The organism is Pseudomonas sp. HMSC065H01 (assembly GCF_001815235.1).
In the GTDB taxonomy this organism is placed as follows: domain Bacteria; phylum Pseudomonadota; class Gammaproteobacteria; order Pseudomonadales; family Pseudomonadaceae; genus Pseudomonas; species Pseudomonas aeruginosa.
On sequence record NZ_KV819862.1, the window covers coordinates 251419 to 267717 of the forward strand.

Here is a 16299-nt window from a genome sequence, read left to right on the forward strand (position 1 = left end):
AAGGATCGCCTCGCCTAAGATGGGCCCTCGAATCCCCTCGCGAGGCACACATGAATTTTTCCGAATTGATCCAGGCGGTCCGCCGCGACCCTTCCTCGGTGGTAGTACCGGCCAGTTGGGGCCAGGGCCGCGCCACCTTCGGTGGCCTGGTGGTGGCGTTGGCCTACGAGGCCATGCTTGCGGTGGTCGAGGCGGGGCGTCCGTTGCGCTCCATCGGCGTCAGCTTCGTCGGACCGCTGGCCCCCGAGCAGCCGGCGAGCTTCAGCGCCCGGTTGTTGCGCGAGGGCAAGGCGGTGAGCCAGGTACAGGTCGAGGTCCGTCAGGGCGAGCAGGTGGTGACGCTGGTCCAGGCCAGTTTCGGCGTCGCCCGCGCGTCGGCGGTGGCGGTGGAAGCGTTGCCGGCGGCCGGGATGAAGGGCCCCGAAGAGAGCCAGGAGCTGCCCTATATCCGTAACGTGACCCCGGAGTTCACTCGCTACATCGCCATGCGCTGGGCAGTGGGCGGCCTGCCGTTCTCTTCGAACAAGTCGCGCCAGATGGGCGGCTGGATGCGTTTCCGCGACGAACCCGAGGGAGAGCCCATGGAGGTTTCCCACCTGCTGGCGCTGCTCGACTCCTGGCCGCCGGCGCTGTTGCCGCACCTGGGCACCCCGGCGATGGCCAGCTCGCTGACCTGGACCGCCGAGTTCCTCCAGCCGCTGCCGCAGCAAGGCAGCGGCGACTGGTGCCGTTACCTGGCGGAGATCGAGGAGGCGCGTGACGGCTACGGCCACGTGGCGGCGCGGATGTGGAGCGCCGACGGCCAGTTGCTGGCGATCAGCCGGCAGATGGTCACGGTGTTCGGCTGAGGCGCATGTCAGGCGGGCGCGTACTCGGTGCGGTTGCGCCCGCCGCTCTTGGCCTGGTAGAGCGCGCTGTCGGCGCGCACCAGCAGGCTTTCCAGGTCGTCCCCGGCGTCCCTGCGCAGGGCGACGCCGATGCTCACGGTCATTCGCAACGGTTCGCCGTCGGGATTGCTCACCCGTAGCGCCTCGACGCCGGCGCGCAGCCGTTCGGCGACGTCCAGCGCCTGGTCCAGGCTGACCTCTGGAAGCAGCGCGGCGAATTCCTCGCCGCCCAGGCGACCGAGCAGGTCCACCTCGCGCAGGCCCTGGCGCAGGGTCTCGGCGACACGTTGCAGGGCGCGGTCGCCGGTCAGGTGGCCGTGGCTGTCGTTGATGTTCTTGAAGTGGTCGATGTCCAGCATCAGCGCCACGCAGGGGTGGCGGAAGCGTTCGGCGGCCTTGAGCATGAGTTCCGCCTGGTGCAGGAACGAGTGGCGGTTGTGCAGGCCGGTCAGGGTATCGGTGCTGGCCAGCAGGCGCAGTTCCTGCTCCATGGCCTTGCGCCGGCTGATGTCGTAGCACCAGATCAGGGTCGCCGGCTCGCCGTCGATTTCCAGGTGGCGCGCGCAGATCACCGCCCAGCAAGGCGTTTCCCCGCATAGCTGGGCTTCCCAGCCATCCACCTGGCCGCGCGCCTCCAGGGCGTTCTGCAGGCGGCTGTATTCGCTGGTGCTGGCGAACAGCCGGGGCAGGTTGAAGTCGTCCTGGGCCTGGCAACCCAGGCGCTTGAGCAGGCGTGGGCTGACGTAATGGATGCTGGCGCCGCAGGCGCTGAGCAGGACCACGTCGCTCGGGCTGGCCTCGAGGATGAAATGCAGCAGCGCCTTGCCTTCGCTGAGCTGGCGGGTGCGCTCGCCGACGCGTTTCTCCAGGGTGGCGTTAAGCTCGATCAGATGCCCGGCCAGTTGCTGTGCGCGTTTGAAGTCGGTGACCAGGCGCAGCACCAGCAGGGCACCGCCGGCACCGATCCCGAGCAGGGCCCAGAACAACGCGTAGAACGCCCGGTGCAGGCGCTTGCGGTCGACGTCCAACTGGTTGGTCAGGGCGATGTTGCTGGCGACGACGATCTGGTGGGTCGGTTCGAGCAAGGGCGGAACCTGCTGGACGATCTCCGCGGCCAGGCGGCGCGCGGCGACGGGATCGCCCCAGGGGGCCTGGTTCGACCAGCGATCGCTGAGCTCGATCAGGCGTTGCAGGGTGGCCTGTACCTCCGGACGCGGTTCGGCGAGATGCCTGAACAACGACTGGCGGCGCAGCGGCGCGATCAGGCTGGCGAGGACTTCGAGACGGATCGCCAGGTCGTCGGCTTGGCCTTCGCCGCTCTCGGTGTGCCGCGCGGCGTCCAGCGTGCGATCCAGTTCGGCGCGCAGCGAGTAGGTCTGCCACAGCTCGTTGTGCAGGTTCGGCTGGGCCAGTTGCTGGGCCTGGCGCACCGCCAGCCACAGCGCAGCCCCGGCGATCAGCGCCATGAGCAGCACCAGGCCGAGCAACAGCCCCATGATCTGGCGTTGCCGGCGCAGCTTTGTCGGATCGAGCAGCGGCACAGTCATGTCCGTTACTTACTCAAGAGTGATGGAGCTGACCTGCCAGACGGTACGGTTGTAGTAGACCTGGTTTCTCAACTCAGGATAGCGGGCCATCGGGTAGATGATGAAAAGCGGTCCGCGTTCGCGGATCGCCATGTAGGCGCCGTTGCGGCGATAGGCGAGGATGGGCTGGTAGCTGTCGAGGTCGCTGTACGGGATGATCGCCGAGTAGTCGTTCAGCGCCAGCACGCGCAGGCGCGTGGGCGGCGCCAGGTCCAGGTGGCGCAGCAACAGGCTGAGGCGCACGCCTTGCCAGCGGGCGTTGGCCTCGCCGGGGAGCTGGGCTTCCAGGGTCTCGCTGGGCAGGGCTTCGAGGTCGGACAGGGTCAGCCGTACGGGAGCGTCGCCGGACCGCTGCAGGGTGACGATCGGACGTCCGCCCAGCGGCACGGGCTCCGCGGCCTGGGCAAGAGGCAGCCCCAGGCAACAGAGAAAGACGATTAATTGACGCGTTGACGGCATGTTGTCGGTCCACGACAGGATTCCGTCGATTATATCGGCAGCGTCGCGCTAAAACTGAAGGGCTGTGCAAAATCCCGGACGAACTGTCACTTATGCCGTTCGCGCCAAGCCCGCCACCAGGCGCCGCTGAGGACGAAGCGGGGGAAGGTGACGAACTGCTCGACGAGCAGGCGACTGACAGCGTCGCGCCGATCGCTGAATGGCTCGGGTGCCTGTTCCTCCAGCGCGTGTCCCTTGGCCTGGATCGCCAGGCCGGCGCCGATGCCGATGACACCGAGCACCACCTGCAGCAGGTCCAGGCCGAACAGGCCGCCGAGCAGCAGGATCGCAGCGACGATGAACAGCGGCACGGCGATCAGGTGCAGGACCAGGTTGGTCGGGTTGCGGTGGTTGGCGGCATAGCCGCGCCATTGCCAGGCGAGCAGGTTGGGATGACGTTTGCCCATGTTCTCGGTACTCCGTGACGGCGACCCGCGGGGCGGATCCTTGCATGTCGTCGAGTCTAGGCGGGGTGCGGCAGCGCGGCGAATGATTCCTGCCTATCCGGGCGATAGGCAGGTGCGCCTGCGGATCAGAGGCGTAGCTGGCCGATGGCGCGGGTCAGATCGCCCGCCAGGTCGACCAGTTGCTGACTGGTGGCCGCCGACTCGACGGTCTGCTGCACGGTGAGTTCGGTGACGTCGCGGATGCCCACCACCGAACGGGTCATCTCTTCCGCGACCTGGCTCTGCTGTTCCGCGGCGACGGCGATCTGCGTGTTGCTTTCACGCATCTGCGCCACCGCGTTGGCGATCGCCGCCAGCGCCTCGCCGGCGTCGCCGGCCTGGCTGACGCAACCGTCGGCCTTGAGCGAGCTTTCCTGCATGAACTCCACGGCGTCGCGGGTACCCGACTGCAGGGCGAGGATCATCTGGGTGATCTCGTCGGTGGAGTCCTGCACGCGACGGGCGAGGTTGCGCACCTCATCGGCCACCACGGCGAAGCCGCGGCCCATTTCCCCGGCTCGCGCGGCCTCGATGGCGGCGTTGAGGGCAAGCAGGTTGGTCTGTTCGGCGATGCCGTGGATCACGTTGACCACGCCGCTGATCTTCTGGCTGTCTTCGGCCAGCTTCTGGATCATCTCGGCGGTGTCCTGGACGCCCTGGGACAACCCGGCGATCGACGCGCTGACCCGGCTCACCGCCTGCTGGCCGGCGCCGGCCAGGCGGTCGGCTTCCTGCGACTGGTCACGGGTGTCGGCGGCGTGCTGGGCGATATGGAAGACCGTGGTGGACATCTCGTTGATCGCGGTGGCGGTCTGGTCGGTCTCGCTCTGCTGGCCGAGCATGCCCTGGCGTACCTGGCCCATGCTGCGGGCCAGCGCCTGGGCGCCTTCGTCGAGCTTGGTAGCGGCCGCGGCGACGGTGCCGACGATGCGCTGGTAGCCGGCCTGCATGGCGTTGAAGGCACTGGCCATCTGGCCGACTTCGTCGCGTCCCTGCAGCGGTACGCGAGCGGACAGGTCGCCGCTCTTCTCGACGTGCAGCATCACGTCCTTGAGGGTATGCAGGTGGGTGAGGATGAAGCGGATCAGCAGTTGCGAGGCCGCCAGCAGCGCCAGCATCAGCACCAGCACGGCGACGGCGTAGGCGCCGGCACGGTCGGCGAAGACCTGCCACAGGTCGCTGGCCGGGGCGAGCACGGCGAAGCGCTGGCCGGAGCCGGTCTGGCCGACCCAGGCGCCGAGCAGCGGGGTATCGCCCTGGCGCGCGCCGGACAACTCGATCCAACCCTGCCCCTTGCCCAGCGCCTGGGCAGCGGTGCCGCCCAGGCTCGCGGCCTGTTCCAGCGGCAGCAGGTTGCTGCGGGCGGGCAGGGTGCTGCCGGCCGGCCAGCTCTGAACCAGCTCGCCCTCGGCGGCGGCGGCGCGCTGGGCGGAAGCGTTGCGCCCGGCGGCTTCCTGCTGCATGGCGAACAACACCAGCAGCAGGGTGGTGAAGAAGGCCACCGCGTTGACGGCCCAGAACTTGTATTTCAGTGGAATGTCGCTGATCCAGGTGCCCATAGGGGGATTTCTTCTTATCGGCAAGATAATGGCAAGGCGCCATTATCTTGAAAGCTGAGTAAGGGGCAATCGTTGATGCGGGTCAACGAGACCGTTCGTCAGCTTAGCGGCCGATCCGCCGGGAGCTTGAGGGCGATCTCAGTCGATCGTCGGCAGGCCGAAGAACGCCCGCGCCGCGGCGCTGGTGTGAGCGGCCAGGCGCTCCGCGCTCTCGCCGCGATGGCGGGCCACGCAGTCGAGCACCTCGACCAGGTAGGCCGGCTCGTTGCGCCCGTTCTTCGGCTTCGGCCGCAGGCTGCGCGGCAGCAGGTAGGGCGCGTCGCTTTCCAGCATGAGACGGCCGACCGGGATCTCGCCTACCAGATCATGCAGGTGGGTGCCGCGGCGCTCGTCGTTGATCCAGCCGGTGATGCCGATGTGCAGGTCGAGGTCGAGGTAGCCATACAGCGCCCGGCGCTCGCCGGTGAAACAATGTACGACGGCGGCCGGCAGGCGATCGCGGAAGTCGCGCAGGATCGCCAGCAGGCGCTCGCTGGCGTCGCGTTCGTGGAGGAACACCGGACGCTGTAGCTCGACGGCCAGTGCCAGTTGTTCCTCGAGGGCCTTTTCCTGGGCCGGACGGGGAGAGAAGTCGCGATTGAAGTCGAGGCCGCATTCGCCCACCGCGCGTACCCGCGGGTCGTCGAACAGGGCGCGCAGGCCGCGAGCGGTGTCGGCGTTCCAGTGGCTGGCCTCGTGGGGGTGGACGCCGGCGGTGGTAAACAGCCGGCCGCCCTCGTCGAGTTCGCCGCAGAGCTGCAGCGCCTGTTCGCTGTCGGCCAGGCTGGTGCCGGTGATGACCATCTGTACCACCCCGGCGGCGCGCGCGCGGGCGAGCAGTGCTTCACGTTCCGGGGCGAAGCTGGCGTGGGTCAGATTGACGCCGATATCGATGAGTTGCATGGTGCCTTCCTGGAGTTCGCAGCGAGGCGGCGCCCCCTCGATCGCGCCGGACCCGCCGGGGGATGGGTGGCAAACCGCTTGTAGAACAATCCGTTATAATCGCAGATCGGGTTCTTCGGCGCCCGGATTATCTACCCAATGCCTCCGTTTGCAGCCGCTGTCGGAGAGGAACTTGCCAAGACTGCCATGCTCTGATTGATCCGGTCCCCCGGAGAGGGACATCGAGCCTGGCCTCTGGAGACCTGGATGACGCGTCTGTTGCTGCTTTCGCTTTGCCTGCTGGTGCTCGCACCCTTGCCGGCGGCTGCGCGCATCACCGGCCAGCCGGACAACTGGCACAGGGAACAGCCGGAGACCCGCGACCTGGCGAGCATCCGCCGCTCTGGCGTGCTCAAGGTGCTGGTCAACCAGAGCCGCAACAGCTCGGGTGAGGTGAAGGGCGAGCCGATTGGCGTCGAGTACCGTCGCCTGCGCGCCTTCGAGCAATACCTCAACAGCCGCTCGCCGTCCGCGCGGAACCTCACCCTCAAGCTCATACCCAAGCCCAAGGACCAGTTGCTTGCCGCCCTGCAGCGTGGCGAAGGCGACCTGGTCGCCCCCGGCGAACTGCTGCCGGCGCACGACGGCCTGCAGGTCAGCCCGAGCGCGCCGGTGCGCGCCGATGTGCCGCTGGTGCTGGTGGCGCGCAAAGGCAACCGGCGCTACACGCGCCTGGAGCAGTTGTCCGGGCGGACCATCCCGCTGCCGGCCGGCAGCGCCGCCGAGGGCGCCATCGAGCTGGTCAACCAGCGCCTGGCGCAACGCCGCATGGCACCGATCCGTATCGAAAAGCTGGACGCTTCCCTGGCCGTCGAGGATGTGATGGAAATGGTCCAGGCAGGCATCCTCGGCTTCACCGTGGTCGAGCAGCCCATCGCCGAACGCTGGGCCAAGGTGCTGCCGAAGCTGCGCGTCGACCGCCACCTGGTGCTGGACAATCGCGCCGACATGGCCTGGTACGTGCGCCGCGATGCCAGCACCCTGCGCGCGACCATCGACCGCTTCCTCGCCGACTACCGCGCGCCGGCCGACCAGGACGTGGCTTTCCAGCGCGTCTACCGGCGCGCCTACAAGGTCCGCAACCCCCTCGGCGCGGCGGACCGCAAGCGCCTGGAAGCGGTCCGTCCACTGCTGCAGCGCTACGCGCGGCAGAGCAGCATGGACTGGCTGGCGCTGGCGGCGGTGGCCTACAAGGAGTCGCATCTGAACCCGAAGGCGCGCGGTTCCGGCGGCGCCAGCGGGCTGATGCAGATCACCCCGGCGGCGGCGCGCAGCGTCGGGGTCGGCAATGTGCACGACAAGGACAGCAACGTGCTGGCCGCCAGTCGCTACCTGACCAAGATCCGCAAGCAGTTCTTCTCCAGCAAGCACCTCGACGAACGCGAGCGCCTGGCGTTCACCCTGGCGGCCTACAACATGGGCCCGGAGCGGGTACAGAACCTGCGCACCCAGGCGCGTCGCCGGGGGCTCGATCCGAATCGCTGGTTCTTCCAGGTCGAGCGGGTGGCTGCGGAAGAGATAGGCATGGGTGTGGTGAGTTATGTCAGCAGCGTCAACAAGTACTACCTTGCATATGAACGCGAACGGGTTCGCCTGGAGCCCGGGGTGCGTGCGAAGACGGCGACGGCTCAAAAATAATCTATAAATTCGATATTGATAACGCGTTTTTTACGGTTTTAATATCGAATTATCTTGCCTATAGTGTGCCCATCTTATCCCACACCTGAGGACGCACCATGAATCCACTGATCAAGACCATCCTGTCGACCAACGCCGGTGCCGGCCTGGCCATCCTGCGTATCGTCACCGGTCTTACCCTGATGTCCCACGGTTCGCAAAAGCTCTTCGGCATGTTCGGCGGCGCCGGCCTGAACGGCATGGCGCAGTGGTTCGAATCCATCGGCCTGACCCCTGGCTACCTGCTGGCGCCCCTGGCCGGCAGCGCCGAGTTCTTCGGCGGCCTGGCGCTGGTGATCGGCCTGCTGGTGCGTCCGGCGTCGGTGGTGGTGGGCTTCACCATGATCGTGGCGATCTTCAGCGTGCACATCGGCAATGGCTTCTTCATCACCGACAACGGCTATGAATATGCCCTGACCCTGCTGATGATCAGCGTGGCGCTGCTGATCGATGGCGCCGGCAAGTTCTCGCTGGACGGCAAGCTGTCCCGCTGAACCGGGCTGGCGACGAAAAAGGGCGGACACCTTCGGGTGGCCGCCCTTTTTCGTTGCGGCGCGCAGCACAGGTTTCCGCCTCGCCGGCCACGCCAGGGCTGCACCCCTGAGGGTAGCGTTATCCGCCGAAGCCCCTTCGCCGCGTTCTTGGCGTTTCCGTGTCGGTCAGCGCTGCTCGGCCTGGCGCATCTGTTCCAGCGCGCCCAGGCGCAAGCGTTCCTGTTCGCTGAAGCGCTCCTCGGCCAGGCGTTCGACCGCCGCGCGGCGGTCGGCTTCGCTCAGCCCGGTATTGCCTTCGATCCGGCTCTTCTCGGCGAAATAGTCGTCCAGCCGGCCCTTCCAGGCCGAGCGTTGCCGATCGAGTTGCTCCAGGCGGGTGGTGGCTTCGGCGCCCACCAGTTGCTGACGCATCTGGCGGATGGCTTCCGGGCCGGCGCCAGCGGCCTGGAGGGCGGCGGTCTGCTGCTGCAGTTCGCTTTGCAGTTGCGGCAGCACGCTTTCCTGCTGGTCTTCCGGCAGGCTGGCGCGCAGGCGGTCGATGGCGGCGGCCTTTTCCTCGGCGCTGAGCTTGCCGTCCTGGCGGATCGCCAGGCGCTCCAGGGTGAACTGGTTGTAGGTTTCCTCGTCGGCGAAGAACGCCACGTGCGCTTCGTTGCTGAAGATCCGCGCGCGCAGGGCTTTCACCGCGGCTTCCCGCTGGCGCAGGGCGTCGAGGTCGGCCAGGCGCGGCAGGTCGCGTTCGAGCAGCACCAGTTCCTTCTTGTAGTCGATGTATTGCTGCATCAGCGCCAACGCCTGGCCGCGCGCCGGCTCCTGGAGTTCGGCGGCGATGTAGGCGCGCAGGCGGTCCAGGCTTTGCTGCAGGGGCTCTTCGCCGACGGCGCTGAGGAAGTAGTCGAACAGGTTGCGGATGTCGCGGGTGATCAGCAGGTTGCCGCTGGCGTCGACACTGAAACTGCCATCGACGCTGGTGCCCCTGAAGGAGGTTGGCAGCGGCGCGACCTTGGCCGGCATGACCTGGGGGGCCGGCACCGCTTCTCCCGCGGAGGCTGCTGGCGGGGCGCGGTCTGCGCCCGCCTGCGGGCTGGCCGGGGGCGCCGTCTCGGGGGCGGGGGAAGGTTCCAGCCAGACGAACCAGGCCAGGCTGGCGGCGAACGCCAGTGGAATCAGCAGGAGGATTTTCTTCACGCGAGGGGGCTTCCGGGAAAGGGCCGGGGCCGAGGCCCCGGCCGGGGTCCTACAGGCTGGCGTTCTTCAGGCGGTTGGCGTGCTGGCGGTAGACGCTGACCGGGCTGGTCTCGAACAGGCTGGTGAGGCCGAAGACCTGGTTCACCTCGTCCAGGTGGTTCATCCGGTAGTTGTCGCGGATCACCATGCCCAGGTGTGAACTGCAGGTGCCGACCAGGCCGTCGTTGGCGGTGCCGTTCTTGAAGGTCAGCGACGAGGCGCCGAGGAAGGCGTCGCTCGGATCGAGGAAGTTGGTCAGCGGCGAGGAACCGCTCCAGGAGTAATAGCTCACGCCGTTGACCTTGTAGGCGCCTTCGCCGCAGGCCGAGGTGGGGATGCCCTGCGGGTACTTGGCGTTGAAGCGCGCGGCACCCTCGCTGTTCAGCGACTCCAGCGAGCCCAGTGAATTCTGCGTACCGGTGCTGCCGCTGGAAAGGAAGCTGATCAGCGCGCCGAGGCTGTTGACCAGCCCGGAGAGGACTGCCTCGCCGGCCGAACCCGGTGGGATCTGGCGCAGGAAGTCGGCGGTGTCCGAACCCTTGTGCGGGGCGCCGACGCTGGTGGCGGAAGCGATCAGGTCGGGACGTACGGCGGCGACGTAGCGGATGGTCGGCCCGCCGTGGCTGTGGCCGATCAGGTTGACCTTGGGCTGGCCGCTGAGGGCGACGATTTCCTCCACCTGTTGCAGCAACTGCTCGCCGCGGACTTCCGAGGTGTCCAACTGGCTGACTTCGGTGACGTAGACCTGGGCACCGTCACGGCGCAAGGCGCTGGGAATGCCGAACCAGTAGTCGACCCCGAGGATGTTGTCGAAGCCGAGCATGCCGTGGGCCAGCACGATGGGGTATTTGGTCTGGGTGTAGGTGCTGGCCTGGATCAGAGGGCTGGCAGCGAGAGAGGCGAGGCCGATGGCCAGGCCGAGGGGGAGCAGAGACTTCTTCTTCATGTTGTTCTCATCTCAGGTTGATGGGGCCGAGGGGCGCGTCCTGCCAGCCATCGCCCGAATCCTTCCGGGAGAACCGCTTCGCTGTCCCTTGCGCAGGAACCGTGCCAGCTTCGGCTTTTTTCCTCCAGGCCAGGAAATCCGCGGCTTCCTGGCGGCCGGTCATAACCTGCGTGGCAGAGCGGAAGAGGCGGGTTGTTACGGCGCGAAACGCTCGTTTGAATCTTCCCCGCACAACGCCCAGCGAGCGAGTGTGCGGTAGCGCACGCCCGCGGCGTCGTTTTGCGAGCAAAACAGGCTGAAATGGTCGACCTGCCATACGAAGGTTGGGGGTGGCGGGACGTCCTCCAGCGGCGCGGCATCGCGAGCCAGGGTCAGATGGGCGCTGAATGGGCGGGTTTCCACGGGCAGCTCCAGTTCGGCAAGGCCGGAGCGCAGGGCGCGGCGCAGACGCAGGAGGGCGCCGGGCGGTTGGCTGGGGGCCAGCAGCAGGATGCCGTTCCTCCAGCGCAGCAGACGGTCGAGACACAGGTCGAAGGGCGCGGCCTCGATGGCCGCGGCCATGTCCAGCAGGGCCTCGAGCCGAGCGGACGAGACCTGCCCGAGGAAGGCCAGGGTCAGGTGCAGGTTCGCCGTCGCCACCTGGCGTCCGGGCAGTGGCCGGTCATCGCGCCACCGGCCGATCCGCTCGGCGAGGGGAGGTGGGCAGGGCAGGGCGAAGAACAGGCGAAGAAAGCGATCGGGCATGGGCGCCTCCGCGTGTTTCTTGACAGTCTCCATGCGGCTTTTCTAGGATGCGCGTGCGCCGATTTAAACAGCAACTTGCGGGGCGCCCGGCAGCAGCCGAAATACCGCTAAAGCGCTGGCTCGGTGTTGCCTCTCACCGCTGTCCAGCGGGACCGAAGAGGCGGAGACATGACGTCATGACCTGTCCCAGCACGCAATTGCGCCTGGCACCCATCACCACCGGCCTGGTCCGGCGGAACCCGAGGATTCTCCTCAGCGGCCCGCACCAGCCGACCCTCGTCCGTTACCTCGAAGGCTGGCCGAAGCGCTGGAACGGTTCGCGTACCTTCCTTATCCAGTTCGCCCAGGACGGCAAGGACCTGGCGCGCTTCCCCAGCGACGCGTTCGACTTCGCCGTGGTCCAGGCCCCCGAGGCGGAAGACCTGGACCTGGTGGTCCGGCAACTGATCCGGGTCGCCCGCCAGGGCCTGATCACCCGCCGCATCCTGCGCTGAGCGCGTGGCCTCTCAGGGCGCCGGCGGATACTCGATCTCGACGACGAACCAGAGCTTTTCCCCGGCCGGGGTGCGCACCAGCACCTCGGCGTCCAGCTCCTTGCCGACCAGTGCGCGGGCGAGCGGCGAGTCGATGCTGATCTGGTTGTTGCGCAGGTCCAGTTCGTCGGGGCCGACGATGCGATAGCGGGCCTGCTCGCCGTCTTCGTCTTCCAGGGTCACCCAGGCGCCGAAGTACACCCGGTTCGGATCCGCCGGCCGCTCGCCGACCACTTTCAGGTTCTCCAGGCGCTTGCGCAGGAAGCGCACGCGGCTGTCGATCTCGCGCAGCATCTTCTTGCCGTAGATGTATTCGGCGTTTTCCGAGCGATCGCCGAGGGCGGCGGCTTCGCTGACCGCCTGGGTCACCTGGGGACGGCGCACGTGCCAGAGTTCATGCAGCTCTGCGCGTAACCGCGCGGCGCCCTCCGGAGTGATCAGCGGGGTGCCGGCGGTGCGCGGTGGACGATAGCGACTCATGGTTAGGGTGGTTCCACAAATGAACGGATGAAAGCCTGCCAGTGTATCCGATCAGCCCTCGCGCAGGACCCGCAGCGGGCTGCTGTTGAGGGCGCGACGGGTGCCCTGCAGGCCGGCGCCGCCTACCAGCACGGCGCCCACCAGAGGCAGCGCGAGCAACCAGGGATGCGCTTGCCACGGCAGGTCGAAGACCAGTCGGTAGAGCAGCAGGCTGACCGCCTCGCAGCCGAGCGCCGCGAGCAGGCCGCTGACTGCGCCGAGCAGGGCGAACTCGACCCGCCGGGTACGTTGCAGCAACTCGCGCTCGGCACCCAGCGCGCGCAGCAAGGCACCCTGGCGCACGCGCTCGTCGAGGGTCGCCTGGAGACCGGCGAAGAGCACCACGAAGCCCGCCGCGAGAACGAACACCAGCACGTACTCCACGGCCAGGGTGACCTGGTCGAGGATGCTCCGCAGCTGGCTCAGCAGGGCGTCTACCGGCAGCAGGGTGACGGTGGGGAAGGCGCGGGCCAGTTCGATCAGGTCGCGTTCCTGGCTGGCCGGCAGGTAGAAGCTGGTCAGGTAGGTCACCGGCAGGTCGGTCAGGGTGCCGGGCTGGAAGACCATGAAGAAGTTCGGCTGGAAATTGTCCCACTTCACCTTGCGCAGGCTCTGGACCTGGACCTCGCGATTCTGCCCGGCGACGCTGAAGGTGAGCCGGTCGCCGACCTGGATACGCAGGTTGGCGGCCAGCTTCTCTTCCACCGACACGCCCGGCAGGGCCCCCGGCTGCGGCGCGCTCCACCAGCGTCCGGCGGTGAGCTGGTTGCCGGAGGGCAGTCGCTCCGACCAGGTCAGGCCGAGGTCGCGCTGCAGGGCACGCTCGCTGCGCACGTCTTCGTCGAGCGCCTGGGCCGGCTTGCCGTTCACCGCTACCAGGCGCCCGGGAACCATGGGGAACAGCGGCTCGGCGCCGGGGGAGAGCTTTTGCACGCGACGTTCGAAGGCGTCCTTTTCCGTCGGCAGGATGTTCAGGGCGAAATGGTTGGGGGCGTCCGGCGGCAACTGGGCCTGCCAGGTATCCAGCAGTTCGCCGCGAAGCAGGGCGATCAGGGCCATGGCCAGCAGGATCAGGCTGAAGGCCAGGCTCTGTCCGGCGGCGGCCAGCGGGTGCCGCAACAGCTGGCCGAGTCCCAGCCGCCATGGCAGGCTGGCACGCGCCAGTGCCCGGCGCAGGCCGTTCAGGCCGAGCAGCAGGAGGGCGCCGAGCACCAGCGTGGCGACCAGGCCGCCGCCGAGCAGGGCGAGGGTCAGCTTCAGGTCGAGACTCAACCGCCACATGATCAGGCCCAGGGCGAGCAGGGCGCAGGCGTAGGCCATCCAGGTGCGCATCGGCACCGGCAGCAGGTCGCTGCGCAGGACCCGCAACGGCGGTACCCGGCCCAGGGCTGCCAGCGGCGGCAGGGCGAAGCCGGCCAGCGCTACCAGGCCGGTGGCGATCCCGGCGAAGGCGGGGAACAGGCCGCCGGCTGGTACGTCCGGCGGCAGCAGCGTGGCGAGCAGGCGGAACAGGCCGAGCTGTGCCAACCAGCCGAGCAGGGCGCCGATGGCGCTGGCGAGCAGGCCCAGCAGCAACAGTTGCAGCGCGTAGAGGAGCAGGGTTTCGCTGCGCGACAGACCGAGGCAGCGCAGCAGCGCGCTGGCGTCGTAGCGCCGTGCAGCGAAACGGGCGGCGGACAGCGCCACGGCGACGCCGGCGAGCAGCACCGCGGCCAGGCTGGCCAGGTTCAGGTAGCGCTCGGCACGGCCGAGGGCATCGCCCACCTGGCGGTTGCCGTCGCGGGCATCCTGCAGGCGCTGGTTGGCGGCGAGGCTGCCCTTGACCTGCTGGCGATAGGCCTGGAGGGCTTCCGGCGGGCCTTCCCACAGATCGCGGTAGCGCACCCGGCTGCCCGGCTGGACCACCCCGGTGGCATCGAGGTCGGCCAGGCTCATCATGGCGCGGGGCGTCAGGCTGTAGAAGTCGCCGGCGCGGTCCGGCTCGTAGGTAAGGATGCGCGCGATGCGCAGCGGCTTGCGGCCGATCTCGATGCTGTCGCCGACCTTCAGGTCGAGGCTGACCAGCAGGCGCGATTCGACCCATACCTCGCCCGCCTGCGGACGACCGCCGGCCTGCTCGGCGGCGAACGGCGCGGCAGCGCTCTTGAGCTGGCCGCGCAGGGGGTAGCGGTCGCCGACCGCCTTGATGCTGCTGAGCTGGATGCCCTGGTCGGTGGCGATCACGCTGGAAAACTCGACGCTGTCGGCGTGGCGCAGGCCCAGACGGGTGCCGCGTTCGATCTGTTCGGCGCTTGCCGGCTGGGTACCGTTGAGCACCAGGTCGGCGCCGAGGAACTCGGCGGCGCGGGCGAGCATGGCGCCGTTCAGGCGGGCGCTGAAATAGCCGATGGCGGTGCTCGAGGCGACCGCGATCAGCAGGGCGAAGAACAGCACGCGCAGCTCGCCGCTGCGCGACTCGCGGAACAATTGGCGACCGGCGAGGCTCAGCAGGCGGGAGAGGGGCACCGGCTTCATCAGGGTTCGACCCGGTCGATCAGGCGACCGCTTTCCAGACGGATCAGGCGCCGGCAGCGATGCGCCAGACGCTCGTCGTGGGTAACCAGGACCAGGGTGGTACCGCGTTCGCGGTTGAGTTCGAAGAGCAGGTCGCTGATCCGCTCGCCGGTGGCGCTGTCGAGGTTGCCGGTGGGTTCGTCGGCGAACAGCACGTCCGGCTCCGCCGCGAAGGCACGGGCAATGGCGACCCGTTGCTGCTCGCCGCCGGAGAGCTGGCGCGGATAGTGGCCCAGGCGTTGGCCGAGGCCGACTCGCTCGAGCAGTTCTCTGGCGCGCTGGCGAGCGTCGGCGCGGCCTTCCAGCTCCAGGGGCAGCATCACGTTCTCCAGCGCATCGAGGCTGTCGAGCAACTGGAACGACTGGAATACGAAGCCTACATGGGCCGCGCGGACGCGCGCCCGCTGGTCCTCGTCGAGGTCGCCGAGGGCGTGCCCGGCGAGACGGACCTCGCCGCCGCTGGGCTGGTCGAGCCCGGCGAGCAGGCCGAGCAGGGTCGACTTGCCGGAGCCGGAGCTGCCGATGATCGCCAGGCTGTCGCCGCGGGCGAGGTCGAGGGAGAGGTCGTGGAGGATGGTCAACTTGCCTTCCGCGCTACCGACAACCTTGCTAAGGTTCTGCGCGTTGAGAATGCTGGCGCTCATGGAGGTTCCGATGCGTGCATTGCTGTTGAGCGGCTGCCTGGCCCTGGTCCTGCTGACCCAGCAGGCCGCGGCGCAGACGCTGTTGGTCGTGGGCGATAGTATCAGCGCCGCTTTGGGACTGGATACCAGCCAGGGCTGGGTCGCCCTGTTGCAGAAGCGCCTCGCCGACGAAGGTTACGACTACCGGGTGGTGAACGCCTCGATCAGCGGCGACACCTCCGCGGGTGGCCTGGCGCGCCTGCCGGCGCTGCTTGCCGAGGAGAAGCCGGCGCTGGTGGTGATCGAGCTGGGAGGCAACGACGGGCTGCGCGGAATGGCGCCGGCGCAATTGCAACAGAATCTTGCCAGCATGGCGCAAAAGGCCCGGGCGGAAGGGGCGAAGGTGCTGCTGCTGGGTATCCAGTTGCCGCCGAACTACGGCCCGCGCTACATCGAGGCCTTTTCCAAGGTCTACGGCGCGGTCGCGGCGCAGGAAAAGACCGCCCTGGTGCCGTTTTTCCTCGAAGGGGTCGGCGGGGTCCAGGGGATGATGCAGGCGGATGGCATCCATCCGGCGCTCGCCGCCCAGCCGAGGCTCCTGGAAAATGTCTGGCCGACGCTGAAACCGCTGCTTTGAGACTTCCCCGGGAAACCGCTTTCGGCTAAGGTTGCGCACCCCTCAGGAGCCCCCCATGCCGCGTCCCGCCTGGACCCTCTACGCCTATCAACTGATCGAGCCCGACGATCAGCTGGACCTGTTCGCCTGTCGCGAGGTCCGGGTGCATGTGGTGGCGCGTCAGCTGGAGCTGGATACCCCGGCGGACCGCACGCTTTGTGGCAAGCTGCTGCCGGCCCAGCCGCGCTGGCAGCCGCTGGAACGGGCGCGTCTGCGCGACCGGCTGCTGTGTCCCGATTGCCGGAAACAACTGGAGGCGGAAAAGCGCGGGGAGCGCCTGTCCTGGTTGGTCTGAGCCCTCCCGGTGAAACCTGGCGGGGTGTTACACTGTCTTTCCTACTCCTTCATCG

Annotated in this window: 17 protein-coding genes; 6 read left to right on the forward strand and 11 right to left on the reverse strand. The window is 68.1% G+C overall.

Going from position 1 to position 16299, the window contains the following annotated elements:
* The first annotated feature begins 50 nt into the window (after window positions 1-50).
* Window positions 51-848: an acyl-CoA thioesterase gene (locus HMPREF3014_RS10640; protein ID WP_003090970.1), complete on the forward strand. Its 798-nt coding sequence runs from the start codon at window positions 51-53 to the stop codon at window positions 846-848.
* Window positions 849-856: 8 nt separating this feature from the next.
* Here HMPREF3014_RS10640 and HMPREF3014_RS10645 read toward each other — a convergent pair whose 3' ends face one another.
* The 5 genes from HMPREF3014_RS10645 to HMPREF3014_RS10665 all read right to left on the reverse strand — a co-directional run bounded on the left by HMPREF3014_RS10645 (window position 857) and on the right by HMPREF3014_RS10665 (window position 5918).
* On the reverse strand, window positions 857-2434 hold the full coding sequence (locus HMPREF3014_RS10645; RefSeq protein WP_003101679.1) for a GGDEF domain-containing protein: 1578 nt from the start codon (window positions 2432-2434) through the stop codon (window positions 857-859).
* A gap of 9 nt (window positions 2435-2443) precedes the next feature.
* Window positions 2444-2932 carry a putative pterin-binding protein gene (locus tag HMPREF3014_RS10650; RefSeq protein ID WP_003119860.1) on the reverse strand — a complete coding sequence of 163 codons (489 nt, stop codon included), beginning with the start codon at window positions 2930-2932 and terminating at the stop codon, window positions 2444-2446.
* A gap of 86 nt (window positions 2933-3018) precedes the next feature.
* Window positions 3019-3378 carry an Mpo1-like protein gene (locus HMPREF3014_RS10655; protein ID WP_003101677.1) on the reverse strand — a complete coding sequence of 120 codons (360 nt, stop codon included), beginning with the start codon at window positions 3376-3378 and terminating at the stop codon, window positions 3019-3021.
* A 125-nt stretch (window positions 3379-3503) separates the two neighbouring features.
* Window positions 3504-4976, reverse strand: a complete 1473-nt coding sequence (locus HMPREF3014_RS10660; protein ID WP_003143712.1) for a methyl-accepting chemotaxis protein — start codon at window positions 4974-4976, stop codon at window positions 3504-3506.
* 138 nt (window positions 4977-5114) lie between these two features.
* Entirely contained in the window at window positions 5115-5918 is an 804-nt protein-coding gene (locus HMPREF3014_RS10665) for a TatD family hydrolase (protein ID WP_003101675.1), read from the reverse strand.
* A 246-nt stretch (window positions 5919-6164) separates the two neighbouring features.
* Between HMPREF3014_RS10665 and HMPREF3014_RS10670 the strand changes: the two genes are divergently transcribed.
* Both HMPREF3014_RS10670 and HMPREF3014_RS10675 read left to right on the forward strand, forming a co-directional pair.
* On the forward strand, window positions 6165-7595 hold the full coding sequence (locus HMPREF3014_RS10670; RefSeq protein WP_023087186.1) for an MltF family protein: 1431 nt from the start codon (window positions 6165-6167) through the stop codon (window positions 7593-7595).
* 98 nt (window positions 7596-7693) lie between these two features.
* On the forward strand, window positions 7694-8128 hold the full coding sequence (locus HMPREF3014_RS10675; RefSeq protein WP_023087187.1) for a DoxX family protein: 435 nt from the start codon (window positions 7694-7696) through the stop codon (window positions 8126-8128).
* 165 nt (window positions 8129-8293) lie between these two features.
* On the opposite strand, the gene HMPREF3014_RS10680 is transcribed toward HMPREF3014_RS10675, so the two are convergent.
* The 3 genes from HMPREF3014_RS10680 to thpR form a co-directional block, all read right to left on the reverse strand.
* Window positions 8294-9316 (reverse strand): lipase secretion chaperone, encoded by a 1023-nt coding sequence (locus tag HMPREF3014_RS10680; RefSeq protein WP_003117631.1) that lies wholly within the window; start codon window positions 9314-9316, stop codon window positions 8294-8296.
* A 49-nt stretch (window positions 9317-9365) separates the two neighbouring features.
* Complete coding sequence (gene lipA, locus HMPREF3014_RS10685) at window positions 9366-10301, reverse strand: triacylglycerol lipase (protein ID WP_003090955.1); 936 nt, start codon at window positions 10299-10301, stop codon at window positions 9366-9368.
* A 195-nt stretch (window positions 10302-10496) separates the two neighbouring features.
* Window positions 10497-11045, reverse strand: coding sequence for an RNA 2',3'-cyclic phosphodiesterase (thpR, locus tag HMPREF3014_RS10690; RefSeq protein WP_023087188.1), 549 nt, complete (start codon window positions 11043-11045; stop codon window positions 10497-10499).
* 176 nt (window positions 11046-11221) lie between these two features.
* Between thpR and HMPREF3014_RS10695 the strand changes: the two genes are divergently transcribed.
* On the forward strand, window positions 11222-11539 hold the full coding sequence (locus HMPREF3014_RS10695; protein ID WP_003104187.1) for a hypothetical protein: 318 nt from the start codon (window positions 11222-11224) through the stop codon (window positions 11537-11539).
* A 12-nt stretch (window positions 11540-11551) separates the two neighbouring features.
* On the opposite strand, the gene greB is transcribed toward HMPREF3014_RS10695, so the two are convergent.
* The 3 genes from greB to HMPREF3014_RS10710 are packed head-to-tail and all read right to left on the reverse strand — an operon-like array spanning window position 11552 to window position 15294.
* The gene (gene greB, locus HMPREF3014_RS10700; protein ID WP_003090951.1) at window positions 11552-12058 is read right to left on the reverse strand and encodes a transcription elongation factor GreB; all 507 of its coding nucleotides are present in this window, start codon (window positions 12056-12058) and stop codon (window positions 11552-11554) included.
* 51 nt (window positions 12059-12109) lie between these two features.
* Complete coding sequence (locus HMPREF3014_RS10705; RefSeq protein ID WP_077150263.1) at window positions 12110-14602, reverse strand: ABC transporter permease; 2493 nt, start codon at window positions 14600-14602, stop codon at window positions 12110-12112.
* A gap of 8 nt (window positions 14603-14610) precedes the next feature.
* Complete coding sequence (locus HMPREF3014_RS10710) at window positions 14611-15294, reverse strand: ABC transporter ATP-binding protein (RefSeq protein ID WP_023087190.1); 684 nt, start codon at window positions 15292-15294, stop codon at window positions 14611-14613.
* A 10-nt stretch (window positions 15295-15304) separates the two neighbouring features.
* On the opposite strand from HMPREF3014_RS10710, the gene tesA reads away from it, so the two are divergent.
* Together tesA and HMPREF3014_RS10720 are read left to right on the forward strand one after the other, a co-directional pair.
* The gene (tesA, locus tag HMPREF3014_RS10715) at window positions 15305-15910 is read left to right on the forward strand and encodes an esterase TesA (protein WP_003119867.1); all 606 of its coding nucleotides are present in this window, start codon (window positions 15305-15307) and stop codon (window positions 15908-15910) included.
* A 55-nt stretch (window positions 15911-15965) separates the two neighbouring features.
* Window positions 15966-16244, forward strand: coding sequence for a hypothetical protein (locus HMPREF3014_RS10720; protein ID WP_003090947.1), 279 nt, complete (start codon window positions 15966-15968; stop codon window positions 16242-16244).
* The last annotated feature ends 55 nt before the right edge of the window (window positions 16245-16299 follow it).

Bases quoted from the DNA above. Each gene is read 5' to 3' on its own strand.
- HMPREF3014_RS10640 (WP_003090970.1), top strand. From the start codon at position 51: ATGAATTTTTCCGAATTGATCCAGGCGGTCCGCCGCGACCCTTCCTCG.
- HMPREF3014_RS10645 (WP_003101679.1), bottom strand. From the start codon at position 2,434: ATGACTGTGCCGCTGCTCGATCCGACAAAGCTGCGCCGGCAACGCCAG.
- HMPREF3014_RS10650 (WP_003119860.1), bottom strand. From the start codon at position 2,932: ATGCCGTCAACGCGTCAATTAATCGTCTTTCTCTGTTGCCTGGGGCTG.
- HMPREF3014_RS10655 (WP_003101677.1), bottom strand. From the start codon at position 3,378: ATGGGCAAACGTCATCCCAACCTGCTCGCCTGGCAATGGCGCGGCTAT.
- HMPREF3014_RS10660 (WP_003143712.1), bottom strand. From the start codon at position 4,976: ATGGGCACCTGGATCAGCGACATTCCACTGAAATACAAGTTCTGGGCC.
- HMPREF3014_RS10665 (WP_003101675.1), bottom strand. From the start codon at position 5,918: ATGCAACTCATCGATATCGGCGTCAATCTGACCCACGCCAGCTTCGCC.
- HMPREF3014_RS10670 (WP_023087186.1), top strand. From the start codon at position 6,165: ATGACGCGTCTGTTGCTGCTTTCGCTTTGCCTGCTGGTGCTCGCACCC.
- HMPREF3014_RS10675 (WP_023087187.1), top strand. From the start codon at position 7,694: ATGAATCCACTGATCAAGACCATCCTGTCGACCAACGCCGGTGCCGGC.
- lipA (WP_003090955.1), bottom strand. From the start codon at position 10,301: ATGAAGAAGAAGTCTCTGCTCCCCCTCGGCCTGGCCATCGGCCTCGCC.
- thpR (WP_023087188.1), bottom strand. From the start codon at position 11,045: ATGCCCGATCGCTTTCTTCGCCTGTTCTTCGCCCTGCCCTGCCCACCT.
- HMPREF3014_RS10695 (WP_003104187.1), top strand. From the start codon at position 11,222: ATGACCTGTCCCAGCACGCAATTGCGCCTGGCACCCATCACCACCGGC.
- greB (WP_003090951.1), bottom strand. From the start codon at position 12,058: ATGAGTCGCTATCGTCCACCGCGCACCGCCGGCACCCCGCTGATCACT.
- HMPREF3014_RS10710 (WP_023087190.1), bottom strand. From the start codon at position 15,294: ATGAGCGCCAGCATTCTCAACGCGCAGAACCTTAGCAAGGTTGTCGGT.
- tesA (WP_003119867.1), top strand. From the start codon at position 15,305: ATGCGTGCATTGCTGTTGAGCGGCTGCCTGGCCCTGGTCCTGCTGACC.
- HMPREF3014_RS10720 (WP_003090947.1), top strand. From the start codon at position 15,966: ATGCCGCGTCCCGCCTGGACCCTCTACGCCTATCAACTGATCGAGCCC.